Source organism: Limnoraphis robusta CS-951 (assembly GCF_000972705.2).
On sequence record NZ_LATL02000083.1, the window covers coordinates 1 to 18223 of the forward strand.

The window sequence follows — 18223 nt, forward strand, 5'->3', positions numbered from 1 at the left end:
TAGATTTTGGCGGAACCAATTTTTGCTCCCTGTTTAATCCAGTCAATGTGCTTGTTGTAGCCAGAATATTTAACAACAATGCGACCTGACAGGGTAACTAAACTCACCTGATTATCTTTTTTCCAGGAATAATCTCGTTGGTAATTGAGGGTGCAGGTTCGGGAAGAAAACTTGCAAGGGTGATCTAACCCCTTAAACAGTTTCTTCGTCTTCCCGTCTTTAATCGCTTGCTGGTTTTGTTTGAATTTTGTCCACTGCGTTTTGTAGGTTGCACCGACTTGGCGAGGGACGTTACACGACATCTGGGCAGGAAGCTTAAATAAATCCCTGATGTCGTAATAGACGAGTTTCTGGAGTTTCGTTCCATTACTCAGTTTGTTGTTGGCGTAGGCTACCCGAGAAGCGTAGCTCAGTGCATCCCGATAAGCTAAAGTGACCTGTCTCACAGCTTCTTTTTGCTCTGGAGACAGGTCTAATTTGAACTTGGCGGTCACAACTTGCTTCACAGATAAACCTTCACGAAATGTTTTTCTAATTGAACGAAGGTGAAGATGAATTGTCAAGTAGCAATTTTCGGGGCATCGAGCCCCTCAATTGCTGCGCTATTCCTCCCCACGCCGTTTCGCTACGCTTCACTGAGCGTGGGGACTCCCGCGCTTTCGTTGAGAAATTTCGCCAATGCAATCTCTGAGTCGTTGGAGGAAGCTGTACTCACCATCCCTGAATATTCCCCGTTATAGTTGGTAAATTCAGACGGTGCTCGGCGAATATTAGATAGACGAATTTGCCAGTCGGAAACCTCCTCGTAGGTCAGGTGATGAGTATTGGAAGTTGTTGTCCATACTCCCCAAAGACAGGTATCTTCAAACTGTAGTAATCCTGTCTTGCTTAAGTTGTAGGCTTGCGGAGTTCCGGGCAAGGGGATAATGCTGTAGCAGGAAGTCTGAAATTCCAGATTGGGATTAATCTCTACCAATTCATCCACGAGATCTGCGATCGCTTCCTCAAGACGTAACAAGTCTTCATGGTCATCATCGGGTAGCCCGATAATGATGCCATAACCAATCACAGGTACACCAGTTCTGACTACAGATTTCATCAACTCACGATGCTCTTGCCAAGGCAGGAGTTTCTTGTAGGCTTCTCGTCCAAAAACGGGACGTTCGGCAGGGATATAAGCCAAAGGACAACCGACTTTGCCATCCCAGCCAAACAGTGCTTCAATCAGTTCTTCGTCAGGTCTGAGGTCGGTGCTTTCGTAGTTACGCCCAGCACCGATAGTTGTCTTTCTCAGTTCTAAACCATTAGGCCACATGAGAGTTATTCCCATCTCCCGTGCGCCATTGGTAATTTCGATGATCTCTTGTCGCCCTTCAGGAAATAGTCCACGGGCGAGGAATTGATCGGACCCGATATTGATCGATCGAGCCCCCGCTTCTTTCTGGATCTCCAACCATTTGAGGGCTGTTTGTGGGGACATTCGCCGAAAGCCTGTGCCGTAGGTAGGTGTCATACAAAAGTCACAGGTGCGATCGCAACCAATATCCGCTACTACCGAACCGACTGGCACAAATCCTTGGACATTGGGAAGTGTGCCTAAACAATCTCGTGCCACCTCTACTGAAGGTAGTGCCCACTCATCTGGAGTTTTGGCTTTAGTCTTCCTGGGATATTGTTTACCATCTGGGAGAATCACACCCGTGAGTTCTTCTCTAGGGATTCTTCCCAACACATAGTCAAAAATAGCCCAATTTGCTGCCCCTGATTTATCCTGAACAACTGCTGCTGCACCAGCCTTCAAGTAGTGGTGCGGTTCAGCGAAAGCATCCGAGCCCCCAACAACAACGGGACGACCCCCCTTAGCCAGATGCTCAATCAGCATACAGCTAACTTGACGATCTTGGGAGAAATTAATTGTAACTCCCCAAGCATCGAATGCGTGAGGATCGAGAGCCGAAATGCTACCTCCTACATAAGTTTTCCGTAGAGTCATCCCTTTCCAGAAAACTTGCCCAAATTCTTCACTATAATCACCATCTCTGAGGTTGACCAATTGTGCATCAAATCCCCCTGCTTGCAAGTCAGGTATCAAAACTTGCTTGCTAATTAAAGAACGATTTCTGTACAAAGAAGTCCAATTTTTGCCTTCAGAATCGAATAGTCCTGTTGCTGGAACTTCAACTAATCCAATTGTGGGAGATTTTTTCGTTTCCATAGTTCAGGGTAGGTAATTGTAGATTACAGTTAAAACTTTTTAAGGAGCCACACTCCCAATCTTTGGGGCGGAAAGATAAATCGGATAACCAACTTTCTATAAATTCAAAGGATAGGTGAAGAAATATGTAAGATGAAAAAGTTTCATATTTTTTTAATATTTTCCTTGCAAAATGATAATGCTAAACCAGGGTTAGTTACCCTCTTTATCTGCTTTTCCTTTCTTCGTATGCTAAAACGCTATCGTCCCCTTTTGCTAATTAATCAACTGATATGGCAAATTAATCTTCGCTACTTTCCCTAGAAGCCGGAACTAGAATTCCTTTTTGCAGCAATACTTTTATAAACATCTTTCGCAGAATACGTTGAATCTGAAGATGCTTTCCGGGCTTAACTTTTGTCAAGGTTCGCAGCATCAAGTTCGACTCACCTAAAGTTTCTATGCCATCAACTTGGGTCGGTTCGAGGACATCCAAATAGTTGGCTTTTAAATGTTGTCCGATCTTCTCAATAATTTGATAGACATGACCCAAATTAGCATCGTAAGGTACAACCACTTCTACCAGTGCAAAAATGTACTCTTTGGAGTAATTGGTAATTGATCCCATCTCGCCATTGCGAATAATCTGTAATTGACCATTGGGATGTCGGATGCGGGTGGTTCTCAGTTCGATCGCTTCTACAACACCCTCTACTACTTTCTCTTCAGCTTTTCCTGCTTCAACATAGTCACCCACTAAATAGTAGTTTTCAAACAGAATAAAAAAGCCGCTAACTATATCGTTAATTAGTGCTTGTGCGCCTAAACCCACCGCTATACCAACAATACCGGCACCAGCTAGTATGGGAGCTGGATTAATGTCGAGAGTATAAAGGATGGAAATCCCGACGGTGAAATAAATTAAGTATTGCAATAAACTGCGAAACAACGGAATCAAAGTTAAGCGTCTGCTTCTTTGGATGTCCGTCAAATTTTGTTCTTTAAATACTATTTCTTCAACAACTAAATAAATCACTTCAAAAATCACCTGACTTAAGAATATCATGGCAATGATTTTGATGATTCGCAGACCAAAATCGGACATTTTGGCAATGGACTCAATCTGTTGAGTGACCAATGTTGCCATACAAACGTAGAGAACAAACTCCAGACACCGCTTTAAAAACGGGATCAAATGTTGTAGGCGATCATAAAATCTTAATAAGTTATCAGGACTCGAATATCTAACGCTAAGAGCATCGAGAGTATCAACAATTGCTGCAATGGCTTTCAGGATGAGCAATCCCACCCCAATAATCAAATAAATTCTGAGTCCGATATAGAGATATTCTGAAACAATTACCGGGAGTTTAAGAAACTGACTACAGTTAATAATTACCCAAATCCAAGTCCCGCCTTTGATTCTTTGATAAAGCGCATTAAAAAAAGCATCAATACTTTCATCATCGGCGGTGCTTTTGTCTATATTCTTGGCGCGAGTGCTGGCGATCTTCTGGCAATATTGAATAACTTTCAAGCCCAGTGCTGCTACAATAATGATGCCCACACATTTGGCGATTCCGATTCCCAACGTTACCCAAAATCCTGACGGAATACGGCGAATGAGATCCAGGGTATATTGTTGCAGATCTTCGCCCCGATAGATTAAGAAAACATTGCCAGCCACCACCAAAATACACAGCACAAAGCCAACAAGCAGCACCACTCCTATCAGGTTCCGCCGCAAAATCCTGATGCGGTTATTCTCAAAATTCAGGATTGAGAATTTGGCCAGGATCTTTAATAAATTGGCAATCAGCCAAGTGATCAACAAAAAAGTTACAATCACCAAACCGACTTCAGCCAAGATAATTAAGAGGTTGTTCATAATTTTAAGTTGATTATTCCAATCAATCGGATTGATCGATGAACTTCTGCATTTTCCCCATTCCTGTTTTTCGTTGAATGGGGAAAGATGCCAAAACCTTAGAATTATCTCGATTGACTGCCGCCGGCCATCTTGGTTAATCCCCCGTGATAGTTGATTAATTTAGATTCCGCTTTGCCGATTTTTGCCAGCCTAAATTGCCACTCGGAAATATCTTCATAGCTGAGGTGGTGGGTGTCACAACTTGGAGTCCAGAACCCGCCAATAATCGAAGGATCGTCAAAGCGCAATAAACCCGATTTCCGAATGGTTTCCCCTTGCGGTGTTCCGGGTATGGGAGAAATCGAATAGGAAGCCACTTGAAATTCTAAATCTGAGTTAATTTCTCTGAGTTGTTGATGGAGTTCTAAAATTGCTTCTTCAAGACGAAGTAAACTGTCGTGATTATCATCAGGTAAGCCAATAATTAAACCATAAACAATCACCGGAAGACCGACCCGAACAATTGCTTGCATCATCTCACAATGCTGTTGCCAAGGAAGAAGTTTAGCGTAGGATTCTCGGCCAAAAACCGGACGTTCGGCGGGAATATAACCCAGAAAACCCCCCGCTTTGCCATCCCATCCCCAAAGCGCCTCAATTAATTCCTCATCGGGCGTCAGGTCAGTATGATCGTAGTTGCGTCCTCGTCCCAAAGTTGCTTTTCTCAGTTCCAAACCATTGGGCCACAAAAGCGGCATTTCCATTTCTCTCGCGCCTTGGGTAATTTCGAGAACTTCTTCTCGTCCCCCCGGAAACAAAACCCGACCGAGAAATTGATCCGAACCCATAACCGTACATTTAGCCCCGGCTTCTTTCTGACGAGCAACCCATTTTAGAGTTGTTTCCGGCGACATTCGACGAAAACCGGTTCCGTAGGTTGGAGTTTGGCAAAAGTCACATTTGCGATCGCATCCAATATCAGGAAATACCGAACCGATAGGTACTAATTCTTCAATAAAAGGTTCTTCAGAGTATTCTTCACCCAAACATTGTTTCGCCACTTCCACCGACGGTAGCGCCCATTCATCGGGACTCATCGCTTTAGTGCGGGTAGGATGATAACTACCGTCTGGCAAAATTACACCTGTGAGATTTTCGCGTGGGGTTTTTCCTAACACATAGTCGAAAATCGGCCAATTAGCGGCGCCGGATTTATCAAGAACAATTGCTGCTGCACCTGCTTTCAAGTAATGATCGGGTTCAGCTATGGCATCGGAACCGCCCACAACAACCGATTTTCCTTTGCTCGAAAAATGGGCGATCGCCAAACAAGTAACTTCCCGTTCTTGAGTGTAATTAACTGTCACTCCCCAAGCATCGTAAGCTTCTGGATCGACATCAAAAATCCGTCGCCCAACATAAGCTTTGGTGAGATTCATGCCTTTCCAAGTTACTTCTCCGAAAGGTTCTCGACAATCACCATCTTTGAGATTAACTAATTTTGCATCAAAACCACCCGCTTGCAAATCGGCTATTAAAACTTGCTTGCTGAGAAGAGTGCTTTTTCTGTACAAAGCGGTCCAATTATTGCCCTCTTCGTCATATAATCCAAGGGCAGGAACTTCAACCAATCCAATCGTTGAGACTTTCTCAGATGTGAACGTCATAACAATCCCCCGTAAATTTATACTTTGAACAATCTTAAGTCTTGTTGAGAAAGCTCAACAGGATCGACATGAATGTTTGAAGTTTGACAGAGAATCAACCCAAACCACCGTTTGGGATCTGTCCAAATTTTTACCGTTTTCAGGCTCTGCTCCTGGAGTTGTTTTTGCAAGCTTTCCAAATCAAACTTGCGAGAAATTTCAGTGAGAATCGATTCTCCCTCGGGAAAGAAAACGTTTAAATCTAGGATTTCTAGGGATACCCAGTGACTCTTTTGACAGCGCAAATACATTTCGATTTCAGCATCCGCTTGATTGTAAATGGCTTGATGGGCGAACAGATTCAAATCAAAATTGCCTTGAAAACGCCAGTTCAAATGAGAAAGGATATTCAAATTAAAAGCCGCCGTGACTCCCCGACTGTCGTTATAAGCCGGCTCTAATATCTCTTTTGGTTTTTGTAAGTCAACTCCCAAAAGAAAGTAATCTCCGGGTTGTAAAGTTCGGGAAATTTGACTTAAGAAAACCTCGCATTCTTCGGGATTAAAGTTGCCGAGAGAACTTCCCAAGAAAAAAATCATGCGCGATGCGACTGGGGTTGATTCTAACTTGGCTAAGGCTTGCTCGTAGGTTCCAATTAATCCCTCAATTGATAAAGTTGGATATTTTTCTTGGAGCTTGACAACGGTAGATTTGAGAATCCCCCCGCTAACATCAATCGGAATATATTTGCAGCGATCTGTAATTTTTTGGTAAGCCTCTAGCAGAAAAAGCGTCTTTGTAGAACTGCCGCTTCCCAATTCTACCAGTTCACAATTCCCCGTAATCTGAGCAATTTCATTTGCATATTGCTGCAAAATCAAGGCTTCTGTTCGAGTAGGATAATATTCTGGTAACTCACAAATCTGTTCAAATAATTCAGAGCCGTGATCGTCGTAAAAATATTTTGCGGGCAAACTCTTAAACTCTTTTGATAATCCTTGGATAACATCTTCACCCTGCCGGATTATCGATGGATTAGAGTCTTCAAGACTGTGCAGATAAGTTGTGAATTTCATGCCCCTTTTTTATCTTCAAATTTTAGGTACATCCACATTATTTACTGCTTGAATTTTTGCGTCAATACGGTTTCAAAAAAATTCACATTTCCCCAAAACTAGCGCGGTAATAATCACTTCAAAATTTTGCAGCAAAATTTTGAAGTTGGACTTCATGGCGATCGCGACTTCTTTGAGATCGGGCTGCGCTGGTCGATTCAGAAAATTAAGACAACTTAATTAATTGTTGGCAGCTTTCTCGCTTTGTTGTTTGAACTTTTCCGGTTCGGTTCGCAAATCCACATAGAGAAAATCGATTCCCTCGTTTTCCAGGATTTCCAGGATAGCTAAGTTCAAGTTTTTCTCCACATCAAAGTAGAGATTTTCATTGTTAACAAAGACGACAATTTTAATCACCCTGGCATTATTTTCAATATTGCTAAACCGAACGATTACTTCTTTTGACAATCCCTCGATTGACTGGGTAGCCTCTTTTATAGTGTCGCAGATTCTTGCGGTTTTCTTTGATGAAATCCCGTCAATTTTTAGCTGTAAATTTATCCCCCATTTCAACTCACTGCCCGGATTTTGTGACCAGTTTTCTACAATTCCCCCGATCATTTTAGAGTTGGGCATTTTCAGGATAGAACCCCACTGATAAACATGAAGCGTCGTCGTTCTAAATCCAATTTTCATAATCTGCACAAAACCGGGAACCCCAACTATCCCTACCCAATCCCCTTCCCGATAAAGGTTATCCGAGTAGACAATAACCGTACAAAACCAGTCATATACAATATCTTTGAGCAGCAAACCCAAAGTAATACCTGCACCTCCGAGTAAACCCACCAACGCCGCCGCCGACTGTCCTAAAAAGATTTCGCTCGCCTTAATTGCAATCACAATAATTGCTGCGGCTTGAAAAATCTTCGGCATTAAAGGTCGGAGCAACTCGTCTAGCTCGGTTTCGGTATGTAGGACAACATTAGCAATAATTTGACCGAAGATAGAAGAGGCTCGGTAGACAACGTAAGCCACAATAAAAACAACAATCAGGGTGAGGGGTCTATTAATGGTTTGGATCAGATTTGGGCCTATTTCCGCCGCCAAAATTTCCTTAACAATCCAAAAGCCAGCAATCAGAATTAACCAACTTAAAGCGGGTTTGATAATCGCAATTAACTCATCATCAAGTGTCGTTTCCGTTTTACTTGTAAAGCGTTCGATCGTTTTAATGACCACTGAAATCAAGAACCGCCTTAAGGTCTGTGTCAGCGTCAAGATAATGATAACTGTAACTATTTTACCGATGGGTATGCCGGAATAGTTGATATTGATATTTGATAGCGAATTCCAAAGAGCTTCCATAGTTGGGTGAATAAAAAAGAATGAAATGTTGATTTGTTATGTCTATGTCTAACTAATAGACTGATTTTGCTGGAGTTCCACTAAGTAGATCTGCTTGGCGACAAATATATTGGATACTGCTCCGGGTGAGGAAGGCTCACGCTGATGTGCCAGTAAGCGAGCAGCCTAGAAAACGGCTCTATGTATTTAACGCTACATAATCATAAGGGAATTTCAGAAAAACGCTTATACCAAAATTCCAAGTTTTTCATCCGCCTTTAGATGGAAAAATCGCTTATACTTAACCAAAAATCGACGAAAATCTCGTCAAAGCTTGGGTTTACGATGTTTTTTCTCTAAAGTCCCATCAAACCTTTGAAGCAATCGGGCCAAAATCCCCCGATCACCTCGCATTTGCGATCGCCCAACAAGCCGATCGGACGCCGATAATCAATCACGGTTCTCGAATCACAAAACAGGATTTATTTGGGTTTGATTCTGACAAAGAAACTGATATTATTACTGGGGCAGACTCCCCCATTATATTCGCCAGCGTTAACGTAGAACTTTTCCAGTCCTTATCCGAGCAAATGGGATATGATTGCTTTGGGCGAAACTTTTTATAGCAAAACTGCATCCGTTTTCACCCGAATTCATTGCGTGTTTTAAGAGATTATTATCAGCAAGTCAGCCGGATATTGAGCCGCCAACCCCTATTATTAATGTTACCCCAGATGGAATCATTAATTGTAGAGGATTTTTGTCCCTTGCTGATCGATACTTTCGGAAAGGTTGCCAAAAACAAGCTAAAGACGCTCAAAAGATACTGTTGTTACTCCCTGATCAAAAAAGCCGAAGAAATAGCTCAATCTTATGTTGACGAACCTTTAACACTAAAAAAATTGTGCGACGAACTGGGAACAAGCGCCAGCACTTTATCCTATGGCTTTCAAAAGGTTTTTCAGATCAGTTCGATGGCTTATCTAAAAATTCAACGGCTCAACAGAGTCCGTCGCGCACTGAAAAATGCTGACCCTCAGACAACAACGGTGATGAGCGTGGCTCAAAAATGGGGATTTTGGAGCGGCGGACATTTCTCAAGAAACTATAAACAAATGTTTGGTGAGTTGCCATCACAAACCCGGCGACGGCAATTTTAATCTGATTTGGATTCTATTGAGTTTTGGTTACTTTTTTTAATCCCCGAGGCTGATCCACATCATAACCCCGCATCGTGGCGATATGGAGGGCAAAAAGCTGTCCAGGGATAATCGCACAAATGGGTGATAACCATTCGGGAATATCATTAGGTAAAGGTAAAGTGGTCTGGGCTTGGCTTAAAATTTGTGGATCATTTCCTAGCGTAATAATTTCTGCACCTCGTTCAATTAATAAAGGCATTAACTGCTGTTGCATCTCGTTTAAAATCGGCCCAGAAACCGCAATCACCACAATCGGAAAACCCGGTTCAATTAATGCTAAAGGGCCATGCAAAAAATCCGCACTGCTGTAGGGTTCAACTAGGGTATAGGTTAACTCTTTTAATTTTAAAGCCAGTTCAAAAGCCGTTGCATAATTATACCCTCGACCAATCACAACACAACGCCTCATCTGACAATAAGGCTTAATGGTTTGGTAAATATTCGGGTTGAGTTCAAAAGTTTGTTCGACCCAGTGCGGCACCTGTCGCAACAACGTCCACATGGACTGATCACCTGCTAACTGAGAACTCAACATCGCCAAAGCCAATAATTCCGCCGTGTAGGTTTTTGTCGCAGCGATAGAACGTTCAACCCCTGCACTCAAGTTAATCACATGATCGGCTTCTTGGGCGAGTGGGGAGTCGGAAATATTAGTAAATGCCGCAGTTAAAGCACCCTGTTGGCGGGCTTCAGCTAAAACCGCAATTAAATCTGGACTTTCACCACTTTGACTAATGCCTAAGACAAGCGCATTTCCAAGCTGGGGAGGGCGTTTGTAGAGGGTGTAAAGGCTGGGTGCGGCTAAAGTGACTAAAAATTGGTTGATCGTTCCAAACAAGTATAAAGCATAACGAGCGGCGTTATCGCTACTTCCTCGGGCGGCTATGACAATATGAGTAATTTGTCGCTGTTGAATGGCTTCAGCCAGTTGTTGAATGGCGGCGACTTGAGTCTCCAAGAGTCGGCTTAAAACTTGGGGTTGCTCTTGAATTTCTTGTGCCAGATTAGAATTAATCGACATGATCAATGCTCATGGAAGTGCTTAACTTTATTGTCTCACCTCCGGTTACTTCGATTCGAGTTGAGAGGAACAAGTTTACAATGCTTTCTTAATCAATTGTAACAGCAGTCTGACATCCTCCCGACGCTGACCGCAAGCGGTACAGTGCGGGGTTCCTTCTTCAACGAGAAAGCTTGTCTACCAAATTCTCATTTGATAGATAGAGACTTAACTCTTCAAAATAGAGACATCAACGCCGCACTCAATTTGCGTGACTATTTTATAACGGAGACTGTTGCGGAAAAACGGATTAAGCTATCTGTAAAACACACAGATCTCGGTTGCTAACAGTTAAGTTAATCCGTTCTTCCTTTTAATATCTGTTTCTGATTTTTTAGCGTCAGGAAGTGGCGTTTTAGCCTATGGAGACGATGTAAGACCAAAGCTGAAAGTTAATTCTGGTAGAGGCGATTGTCAAAGAAACAGGAAGCCCACACCATAAGCGTGCATCGTTGGTGTTGGGTACTTCACCACCTTCCCGGGATGGAAGCTTACCAATCAACAGTTATCGATCCAGCAAGGGGAGAAAGGTGGTTTTGTACGGAGTCAGAAGCGATCGCATCAGGTTGGCGCAAAGCACCGAGGTAGGCGCAGCAGTCCAACAAGGTTTTGAATCAAGCAAGTATAAAATTCATTAAAGTTAACAAATCCCTGAGATGATGTGATTTTTCTGGGGTTTAGACGCTCAAAACCAGATTTTTCAGGACTTTGACAAACTGCGATCGCCTTCAGTTGCGATTACAGACTCTACTGATTCTGACTCTTTTGGGTTTTTTTGTTTATTGTAACTCTTTTTATAAAAAAAGTATAGTAAAATAATTAAAAATTAAATATAAAGCGACTACACTGGATTTGAAGGCATAGAAAGCATTTATAAATTTCAGGAAAGCGATAGCATCGATTTAGACTCCTATTGAGCATTTGAACGGCTTTCTTTTGTGCAAGAGTTAGACAATAATGAGAGCAATCGAGAAAAGAACTTAATCAAACGTCCAGTTCTCAGAAATGCGATATCCGTTTGAACGAATTTGATAAACACTCTTTGAAGGAGAACCCGCGTGAAACTGTCAGTTTACGGTAAAGGTGGAATTGGAAAATCAACAACAAGCTGTAATATTTCTGTTGCGCTTGCCAAACGGGGTAAGAAAGTGTTGCAAATTGGCTGTGATCCCAAACACGACAGCACCTTCACCCTCACAGGTTTTCTGATTCCGACCATTATTGATACCCTGCAAGAAAAGGACTATCATTATGAAGACGTCTGGCCAGAAGATGTGATTTACAAAGGTTATGGGGGTGTGGACTGCGTAGAAGCAGGTGGCCCACCCGCAGGTGCAGGCTGTGGCGGTTATGTTGTCGGTGAAACCGTTAAACTGCTGAAAGAACTCAACGCCTTTGACGAATACGATGTAATTCTGTTTGATGTTCTCGGTGACGTGGTTTGTGGCGGTTTTGCGGCACCCTTGAACTATTCAGATTATTGTATGATTGTTACAGATAACGGCTTTGATGCCTTATTTGCAGCCAACCGGATCGCCGCTTCGGTACGAGAAAAAGCACGGACTCACCCTCTGCGTCTAGCTGGACTGATTGGCAACCGTACCTCCAAACGAGATCTGATTGACAAGTATATTGACTCGGTTCCGATGCCTGTATTAGAAATACTGCCGCTCATTGAAGATATTCGCGTTTCTCGCGTTAAGGGAAAAACCCTATTTGAAATGGCAGAAACCGATCCTTCTCTGAACTATGTTTGCGATTATTACCTGAATATCGCCGATCAAATTCTCTCTCAACCCGAGGGCGTTGTTCCCCAAGATACTCCGGATCGCGAATTATTTTCTTTACTTTCTGATTTTTACCTGAATCCGAGTCAACCCCCTGTGCAAAATAAGGAATTGGAGCTAGACCTTATGATGGTTTAATATGTCTAGCGGCTCAGGATGAGGAATAGAGGTTATGGCTTTCTTCAAAGACTTTACTGCTAATCTCCGAGATAAATGGTTACATTATTACCAAGCCAATCGGGATTGGCTACTGTTGCAAATGCAACTCAGTTCAGTGAAAACTCCAGATGGTGGTCGAAGACCTCCCTCTAGCCTCATCTTAGGAGTAATCAACGCGCTTGATCCAGAAGCATCACAGTTGATGCTCCCCTTTTCAACACTCAACCCTGATCCGGAGAAGTTAGTCGAAGTTTTGGGGTTAAATTTCGATCCCGATATCGCTTTGGGTTCCCCACCCCCAGCCGGACAAACACCCGTACAAGCGGCACCAAGTTATCAACAACCTCCTGTACAATCGGCTCCCGGATATTATCCGCCACCGGAAGTCCAAGTTCCAACTGATTCTCAAACCGCCCCAGAAATTGTTTCTCCCCCTCCCGAAAAGTCCCCATCCAATCTCGGGGGAATGGCTGTCGCAGCCGTAGGTACAGCCGCAGCAATCGGCGGTGGAATGGCGATCGCTGATGCTTGGAATGACACAGAAGCTGTCTCCGAGATGGATATGGATACCGAATTCGACTCCGATGAACCTCTCGATTTTGATATGGGAGACGATGAAGAGATCAACCTAGATATGGGGAGTGATGAAGATCTCGGCTTAGATGACGAGATGGATGAAGATCTCGAGTCTGACGAAGATCTCGGTATGGAGATGGACATGGATCTCGACTCCGATACAGATAATGCAACGGATGACGATTTCGGGTTAGACATGGAGACTGATGAAGGACTCGGCTTAGATGACGAGATGGATGTCAGTCTAGAGTCTGATGAAGATCTCGGTATGGAGATGGACATGGATCTCGACTCCGATACCGAATTAGGTTCTGAGGACGATTTTGGGTTGGATTTGGGGACTGATAATGGACTGGGTTTAGAAGAAGAAGTCTCCCTAGACTCGGAGTCGGAGATGGGGGATCTGGGACTCGATGATTTTGGAGAGGAGAATATTCAGATCGATACCTCAGACGATATAGGAGATCTAGATCTCGGGGATTTCGGATCGGATAACGATTTAGACGAGGGTGATTTTTCTTCTGATGACATGGATGATTTGGGACTTGATGATCTCGGAGATGATGAGTTTGGAAGTTTGTCAGACTCCGATGATTTAGATGATCTCAGTCTCGATGAGTTGGGAGAAGTGACTTCGGGTGATGGGGATTTTGATGATCTCGATCTAGAAGGACTCACGGAGTCGGATGAAGATGATGATATTGCTTTATCGGATTTTAAATAATCCCAACGTCTAGATGTAGAGATGCGCTATGATGGCGTGTCTCTAGCAGAAACCCAAAAGAGATTGAAATTAGAATTGGAGATTTTGGATCGAGTTTGTCATTCAAAATCAGGGGAGGGTTTTTGCAAAATTATCCTGAGTTAACCGAGTTAGACAAACGATTAAGTGCTATAGCACTACGCAAATTGGTTAGGACATTTTTAGATTCTGAAACCCTTTCATAGTCTGCTGTTCCCTGTTCCCCGTTCCCTGTTCCCGATTCAAGTAGCGCTATACATGAATCGTTGAATATCTGACTTTTAGACTGACAAAAGATTTCTGCAAAATCGTTAAAAATTAAGAGGATAAATTGATGACTGTTGCTCAAGAACCTGAAGCTTTAACCTTTGAATGTGAAACCGGAAATTATCACACCTTTTGTCCGATTAGTTGTGTGGCGTGGTTGTATCAAAAAATAGAAGATAGTTTCTTCTTAGTTATTGGTACGAAAACCTGCGGTTATTTTCTGCAAAATGCGATGGGAGTAATGATTTTTGCAGAACCTCGTTATGCAATGGCAGAATTAGAAGAAGGGGATATTTCCGCTCAACTGAATGACTATGAAGAATTGAAGCGATTATGCTTACAAATTAAACGCGATCGCAACCCGAGTGTGATTGTTTGGATCGGGACTTGTACCACTGAAATTATTAAAATGGATTTGGAAGGGTTAGCCCCTAAATTAGAAGCAGAAATCGGTATTCCGATTGTTGTGGCTCGCGCAAATGGCTTAGATTATGCCTTTACTCAAGGAGAAGATACGGTACTCGCAGCGATGGCGGCTCGTTGTCCTAATAAAGTGATCGAATCTGAAAAAAATGAACGCAACGCCATTCAAAAACTGCTCAATTTTGGTCAGAAAAAAGAGGAAACTGCTCAAACTGAGTCGGAATATGTTGATCATCCGCCTTTAGTTTTATTTGGTTCTCTCCCTGATCCAGTTGTTACAAACCTAACCCTAGAATTGAAAAAACAAGGAATTAAAGTATCCGGTTGGCTTCCCGCTAAACGTTATACTGAACTTCCCGTTTTAGAAGAAGGATATTATGTTAGTGGTGTTAATCCTTTTCTGTCTCGCACCGCGACAACGTTAATGCGGCGTCGCAAGTGTAAATTAATAGGCGCTCCGTTCCCGATTGGCCCAGATGGAACTCGCGCTTGGATTGAAAAAATTTGCTCTGTATTCGGAATTGAACCTCAAGGTTTAGATGAACGGGAAGCGCAAATTTGGCAAAATCTCGAAGATTATATTCAGCTTATTCGCGGTAAGTCTGTGTTCTTCATGGGAGATAATTTACTCGAAATTTCTCTGGCGCGTTTCCTGATTCGCTGTGGAATGACTTGTCCGGAAATTGGCATTCCTTACATGGATAAACGCTATCAAAAAGCAGAGTTGGATCTGTTAGAAACAACTTGCCATGAAATGGGGGTTGCTGTTCCGAGAATTATTGAAAAACCGGATAATTACAACCAGCTTCAACGCATCCATGAAATTAAACCGGATTTAGTGATTACGGGAATGGCTCATGCGAACCCGTTAGAAGCGCGAGGAATTAATACAAAATGGTCAGTTGAGTTTACCTTTGCTCAAATTCATGGCTTTACCAATGCGCGGGATATTCTAGAGTTAGTTACCCGTCCTCTACGCCGCAATAATAATCTAAAAGATTTGGGTTGGGATAAGTTAGTCAAGGAAGAAGCGCAGATTTAAAGTTTTTAAAAGTTTGTCTCTATGAGTCAAAATTAGGCTTGGTGGGGCGATCAAATGCGATCGCCCTTTCCTTATTAGGGAAGATTAAAAACCCGGTTTCTCAGAGAAACCGGGTTTTTGGGATGTACTTCTGAGATAATTAAACTAAATTTTTAGACGGGGATAAATTTAGGAATTCATAACAATTATTGAGCGTTTTTACTATTAATGTACAGAAACAAGGATAAATTAAACGGGTTGTTAACCGAATTGGAGTTTCCAGTCAACTTAAAGTGCTGTATAATAAATCAGTCTCCTAAATCTCACCTTCTCAATGCGCTCTGTATATTGTAAATTTTAACTGTTTACTGATTTTGCTGCCCATGATTGAGCCACAGGATACTAATACCCCCTCCCCCAATTCTAAAGAGTCCAGCGAATCCACCGAAGGGAAGATGACTGAGGCGGGAAAAAATGTTAGGAAAAATCCCATTGCGGATATTTGGAATAATGCAGCAACAGGAATCGAACAAATTAAAAAGACAGTGTTCGGATGGTTGACGGTTCCTGAAGAAGAAATCGCTAAAATTTTAGAACAAGTTCGCGCCGAACTTCCAACAACCGAAGCTTTATTAATTGGGAAACCGCAAGCGGGAAAAAGTTCAATTGTTCGGGGATTAACCGGGGTTTCAGCCGAAATTATCGGACAAGGATTTCGTCCCCATACGCAACATACACAACGTTACGCCTATCCGTCTGAGGATTTACCGTTACTGATTTTTACGGATACGGTTGGTTTAGGGGATGTTAACCAGGAAACTGAGGTTATTATTAAAGAATTAGTCGGTGATTTAAAAGAAGATAATAATCGGGCAAGAGTTTTAATTTGGACTATAAAAATTAATGACTTTGCGACAGATACCCTCAAAACAATTGCGACTCAACTCCGCAAAGAATATCCGAATCTTCCTTGTTTATTAGTGGTGACTTGTCTGCATGAAGTTTATCCACCTGATGTTCAAGATCATCCTGACTATCCCCCAGAGTTTGAGGCTGTAAATCGGGCTTTTGCTGCAATTCAAGACGGGTTTAAAGGGTTATATGATCGCGCGGTGATGATTGATTTTACCTTAGAAGAAGATGGTTATCATCCGGTATTTTATGGCTTAGAAGCGTTTAGAGATACGTTAGCAGATTTGCTTCCTGAAGCCGAAGCCCGTACTATTAATCAATTACTCGATGAACAAGCCAGTCAACAACTGGGAAATCTGTATCGAGATGTGGGGCGGCGTTATATTTTGGCGTTTACGGTGATTACGGCGACGGTGGCTGCGGTTCCCCTTCCCTTTGCGACGATGCCTGTTTTAACGACGTTACAAGTGTCGATGGTGGGGTTGTTGGGGCAGCTTTACGGGCAAACGCTTAATCCTTCTCAGGCGGGGGGCGTTGTCAGTGCGATCGCAGGCGGTTTTCTCGCCCAAGCAGTCGGGCGGGAGTTAGTTAAATTTATACCCGGTTTTGGGAGTATTATTTCAGCATCTTGGGCAGCGGCTTATACTTGGGCGCTAGGTGAAGGGGCTTGTGTTTATTTTGGGGATTTAATGGGTGGAAAAAAACCCGATCCGCAGAAAATTCAGTCGGTGATGAATGAGGCGTTTAAGGAAGCAAAAGAACGGTTTAAAGGGATTCAGCGTTAACGGTATTTGTTATGAATTTTAGCCAGTCTCATCTTGAACTTTCACCCGAAGAATACCTAGAAACGGAAAAAAATAGCCCAATCAAACATGAATATATCCAAGGGCGAATTTATGCAATGGCGGGGGCGAGTGATGCCCATGTTACGATTACTGCAAATTTACTCACTCTATTAAGAAATCATATTCGCGGAAGTGGATGTCGGGTTTATATTGCGGATATGAAAGCCCGCATCGAAACGCTAAATATTTTCTACTATCCCGATCTGATGGTAACTTGTGATCCGAGAGATGCAAGTTTTGAATATTTCAAACGTTATCCTTGTTTAATTATTGAAGTTCTTTCTGCTTCTACAGAAGGCTTTGATAGAGGTGATAAATTTATTGATTATCAAGAATTGGAAACTTTACAAGAATATGTTTTAATTAGTCAAAATCGTCAGCGTGTTGATTGTTTTCGACGCAATACTCAAGGGAGATGGGAGCTTTATAGTTATCGAGGCGATCAAGAATTGGAGTTAACAAGCATTAATTTCTCTTGTTCTCTTGCTGCTGTTTATGAAGATGTTTCTTTGGCATAAAACTGAGTTAGTGAAGGCGGGGCGGGTTTTTAAAATTGAGTAATGGGTGTCAGAGATAGTGTAGAACCTGCCCCTACATCATCATCGATTAATCGGACATGATATGATGCGTTTAAGGAAGCGAAAAAGTGATAAAAAAAATTAAGCACTAAGAGGAATGATCAAGAGTCCAATCTTCTAGAGGTAAATTAGGAACTTTACTAAAATCTTTTTGATTGCGTGTAACAACAATTGCTAGATTTGCGATGGCAATAGCAGCAATTTTTAAATCTTGTGTGCCAACTAAAAGCTTCTGTTGACCCAAATTTTGAAGCAAATTTTGATAACAGTTGTATGCAGCCTCGTCAAAATCTAGTAACTGCACATTACAGAAGTAAACAAGAGTTGAGCGCAAATTTTGATAGGCAATTGCTAACCGCTCAGGTGTTTGATTGGCTTTGCTGATAACTGCTAACCTTCCTCGAAGTTGTTCTTCTAATGTAACTATCGTAACGAATAGATTAGAAGTATCTATTTCTCTAACTTTTTGTACAATTTGGGGATGATTGCGTTGGAAAAGAGTAACATGATCGGTATCCAAAATATATCGGCTCACACTG

Annotated in this window: 13 protein-coding genes and 1 pseudogene; 6 read left to right on the forward strand and 8 right to left on the reverse strand. The window is 42.4% G+C overall.

Going from position 1 to position 18223, the window contains the following annotated elements; translation table 11 throughout:
- The 6 genes and pseudogenes from WN50_RS07235 to WN50_RS07260 all read right to left on the reverse strand — a co-directional run.
- Positions 1-506 (reverse strand): annotated as a pseudogene (locus WN50_RS07235) (RNA-guided endonuclease InsQ/TnpB family protein); the annotation flags it as partial.
- A gap of 119 nt (positions 507-625) precedes the next feature.
- Entirely contained in the window at positions 626-2215 is a 1590-nt protein-coding gene (locus WN50_RS07240; RefSeq protein WP_046279625.1) for a radical SAM protein, read from the reverse strand.
- 280 nt (positions 2216-2495) lie between these two features.
- On the reverse strand, positions 2496-4082 hold the full coding sequence (locus WN50_RS07245; RefSeq protein WP_046279626.1) for a mechanosensitive ion channel family protein: 1587 nt from the start codon (positions 4080-4082) through the stop codon (positions 2496-2498).
- Between the two features lie 104 nt (positions 4083-4186).
- A complete protein-coding gene (locus tag WN50_RS07250) occupies positions 4187-5731 on the reverse strand; it encodes a radical SAM protein (RefSeq protein WP_046279627.1) in 1545 nt (514 codons plus the stop codon).
- 17 nt (positions 5732-5748) lie between these two features.
- Positions 5749-6786, reverse strand: coding sequence for an L-histidine N(alpha)-methyltransferase (gene egtD, locus WN50_RS07255; RefSeq protein ID WP_082172363.1), 1038 nt, complete (start codon positions 6784-6786; stop codon positions 5749-5751).
- 219 nt (positions 6787-7005) lie between these two features.
- Positions 7006-8046: a mechanosensitive ion channel family protein gene (locus tag WN50_RS07260; RefSeq protein WP_235440869.1), complete on the reverse strand. Its 1041-nt coding sequence runs from the start codon at positions 8044-8046 to the stop codon at positions 7006-7008.
- A gap of 722 nt (positions 8047-8768) precedes the next feature.
- Here WN50_RS07260 and WN50_RS07265 point away from each other — a divergent pair.
- Positions 8769-9272 carry a helix-turn-helix domain-containing protein gene (locus WN50_RS07265; RefSeq protein ID WP_152964738.1) on the forward strand — a complete coding sequence of 168 codons (504 nt, stop codon included), beginning with the start codon at positions 8769-8771 and terminating at the stop codon, positions 9270-9272.
- A 13-nt stretch (positions 9273-9285) separates the two neighbouring features.
- Here the strand turns inward: WN50_RS07265 and WN50_RS07270 are convergent, their stop codons facing one another.
- Positions 9286-10335, reverse strand: a complete 1050-nt coding sequence (locus WN50_RS07270; RefSeq protein WP_046279629.1) for an SIS domain-containing protein — start codon at positions 10333-10335, stop codon at positions 9286-9288.
- Positions 10336-11432: 1097 nt separating this feature from the next.
- Between WN50_RS07270 and bchL the strand changes: the two genes are divergently transcribed.
- The 5 genes from bchL (at position 11433) to WN50_RS07295 (ending at position 17624) form a co-directional block, all read left to right on the forward strand.
- Positions 11433-12299 (forward strand): ferredoxin:protochlorophyllide reductase (ATP-dependent) iron-sulfur ATP-binding protein, encoded by an 867-nt coding sequence (gene bchL / locus WN50_RS07275; RefSeq protein ID WP_046279630.1) that lies wholly within the window; start codon positions 11433-11435, stop codon positions 12297-12299.
- 34 nt (positions 12300-12333) lie between these two features.
- Positions 12334-13620: a DUF5331 domain-containing protein gene (locus WN50_RS30830; RefSeq protein ID WP_046279631.1), complete on the forward strand. Its 1287-nt coding sequence runs from the start codon at positions 12334-12336 to the stop codon at positions 13618-13620.
- A 352-nt stretch (positions 13621-13972) separates the two neighbouring features.
- Positions 13973-15370, forward strand: coding sequence for a ferredoxin:protochlorophyllide reductase (ATP-dependent) subunit N (locus WN50_RS07285; protein WP_046279632.1), 1398 nt, complete (start codon positions 13973-13975; stop codon positions 15368-15370).
- A gap of 362 nt (positions 15371-15732) precedes the next feature.
- Positions 15733-17046, forward strand: coding sequence for a YcjF family protein (locus WN50_RS07290; RefSeq protein ID WP_046279633.1), 1314 nt, complete (start codon positions 15733-15735; stop codon positions 17044-17046).
- An 11-nt stretch (positions 17047-17057) separates the two neighbouring features.
- Positions 17058-17624, forward strand: a complete 567-nt coding sequence (locus WN50_RS07295) for a Uma2 family endonuclease (protein WP_046279634.1) — start codon at positions 17058-17060, stop codon at positions 17622-17624.
- 148 nt (positions 17625-17772) lie between these two features.
- On the opposite strand, the gene WN50_RS07300 is transcribed toward WN50_RS07295, so the two are convergent.
- On the reverse strand, positions 17773-18219 hold the full coding sequence (locus WN50_RS07300) for a type II toxin-antitoxin system VapC family toxin (protein WP_046279635.1): 447 nt from the start codon (positions 18217-18219) through the stop codon (positions 17773-17775).
- Between the last annotated feature and the right edge of the window lie 4 nt (positions 18220-18223).

Bases quoted from the DNA above. Each gene is read 5' to 3' on its own strand.
- egtD (WP_082172363.1), bottom strand. From the start codon at position 6,786: ATGAAATTCACAACTTATCTGCACAGTCTTGAAGACTCTAATCCATCG.
- WN50_RS07250 (WP_046279627.1), bottom strand. From the start codon at position 5,731: ATGACGTTCACATCTGAGAAAGTCTCAACGATTGGATTGGTTGAAGTT.
- WN50_RS30830 (WP_046279631.1), top strand. From the start codon at position 12,334: ATGGCTTTCTTCAAAGACTTTACTGCTAATCTCCGAGATAAATGGTTA.
- WN50_RS07295 (WP_046279634.1), top strand. From the start codon at position 17,058: ATGAATTTTAGCCAGTCTCATCTTGAACTTTCACCCGAAGAATACCTA.
- WN50_RS07285 (WP_046279632.1), top strand. From the start codon at position 13,973: ATGACTGTTGCTCAAGAACCTGAAGCTTTAACCTTTGAATGTGAAACC.
- WN50_RS07245 (WP_046279626.1), bottom strand. From the start codon at position 4,082: ATGAACAACCTCTTAATTATCTTGGCTGAAGTCGGTTTGGTGATTGTA.
- WN50_RS07270 (WP_046279629.1), bottom strand. From the start codon at position 10,335: ATGTCGATTAATTCTAATCTGGCACAAGAAATTCAAGAGCAACCCCAA.
- WN50_RS07240 (WP_046279625.1), bottom strand. From the start codon at position 2,215: ATGGAAACGAAAAAATCTCCCACAATTGGATTAGTTGAAGTTCCAGCA.
- WN50_RS07290 (WP_046279633.1), top strand. From the start codon at position 15,733: ATGATTGAGCCACAGGATACTAATACCCCCTCCCCCAATTCTAAAGAG.